Source organism: Moorena sp. SIO4G3 (genome assembly GCF_010692305.1).
Lineage (GTDB): Bacteria > Cyanobacteriota > Cyanobacteriia > Cyanobacteriales > Coleofasciculaceae > Moorena > Moorena producens_A.
The window spans coordinates 1-1,165 of record NZ_JAAHIG010000754.1; the positions used below are offsets into that span (position 1 = coordinate 1).

General features: G+C 46.8%; 3 protein-coding genes. 1 reads left to right on the top strand and 2 read right to left on the bottom strand.

The window, feature by feature from the left end; translation table 11 throughout:
- Positions 1-93 precede the first annotated feature (93 nt).
- Positions 94-234: a hypothetical protein gene (locus F6J99_RS45200; RefSeq protein ID WP_293124009.1), complete on the bottom strand. Its 141-nt coding sequence runs from the start codon at positions 232-234 to the stop codon at positions 94-96.
- Between F6J99_RS45200 and F6J99_RS45205 the strand changes: the two genes are divergently transcribed.
- The gene (locus F6J99_RS45205; RefSeq protein ID WP_293124013.1) at positions 223-360 is read left to right on the top strand and encodes a hypothetical protein; all 138 of its coding nucleotides are present in this window, start codon (positions 223-225) and stop codon (positions 358-360) included. The genes F6J99_RS45200 and F6J99_RS45205 overlap by 12 nt on opposite strands.
- A gap of 24 nt (positions 361-384) precedes the next feature.
- Here the strand turns inward: F6J99_RS45205 and F6J99_RS45210 are convergent, their stop codons facing one another.
- On the bottom strand, positions 385-807 hold the full coding sequence (locus F6J99_RS45210; RefSeq protein ID WP_293124016.1) for a hypothetical protein: 423 nt from the start codon (positions 805-807) through the stop codon (positions 385-387).
- Between the last annotated feature and the right edge of the window lie 358 nt (positions 808-1,165).

The window sequence follows — 1,165 nt, forward strand, 5'->3', positions numbered from 1 at the left end:
GGACTTTCACCCACATCCGATAAGCAGTTAGGATTTCGGGTTTGACCCCGCGAATCCCCCTAGTCATACCCCTCTAATCTCTAGAGGCTCTTACTAGGAACGAGCCGCACCACATTTCAGGATATTTTGATAGGGAATAGGGAGCGGTGCGACCCGTGGCGAATTAAATTCGCCTACGGAAAGCGCACCGTAGGGAGTCGGGAGTAACGATGCAGTGTGGTCTTGGGGAGGCACTTAGTCATCTCACTCCCCACACCTCCCACACCTCCCACACTTCCCACACTCCCTGTTCCCTATTCCCTATTCCCTATTCCCTATTCCCTATTCCCTTTAAACCAAAAACTATGTCCTAAACTATAGTTCCGTTGCTATAAAAGATATTTCCTAATCTTCCCGCTGGAAGAAGCAAACCACATCCCGTATGTAAAAATCGTTATAGAGGTCACCAGCAGAGGGATTTGGTAAATCTACGGCTTCAACCTCCAGCTCATTATCCCCATCCTTGAGGATGCCAGCACCAATGTTAATGATTTGGGTAAACCAATGCTTCGGATTAGCTCCCTCGTAGGAGTAGATCTTCCCTACACTTTTACCATTGATTTTGACCTCTGCATCACTCTCGGTTGCTGTCAATCCTTTAACCATCAACATCAGGATGGCAGCCCCGCCCTTGTAGCGTCCCTCTGTGTTGAAAGTCTTTTTCCAGAGGCTAGCACCACCATCGCCAATTCTGCGATTGATATCTCCCTGGATCACCACAAAGTTACCGGTGACTAGTTTAGTAGACGCAGTTGCTTTCTGTTCCATAGCTTGTTGCCTTGTTGTTTGTAATTATCAACTTATATCAAGTTATAAGCTAGTTGTTTGGAATCTTATCAGCTTCGGTGGGTAATGTCCCTTGAGGAATTACTGAATCAATCCCGAGTTATTATATGGGATTATTTCCATGGTTCCCCACTCAGAGGTTGTCTGAGAAGTATTATTTGCTACATCCAAGCCCCCTAAATCCCCCAATTTTGCGGTGCGACCCAAGGGCGATTTACTCGCCCATTGGAAAGCGCACCGGAAGGGACTTTTAGAAGCAAATTGACTCTTGTTCCCCCCAAAGTTGGGGGGCTAGGGGGGCAAAATTCAGTATCAAAAAACTTGGGAGATATCCTCTCAG

What these genes read in the sequence shown, in the direction of transcription:
- F6J99_RS45210 (WP_293124016.1), bottom strand. Translation starts at nt 807, where the DNA reads ATGGAACAGAAAGCAACTGCGTCTACTAAACTAGTCACCGGTAACTTT.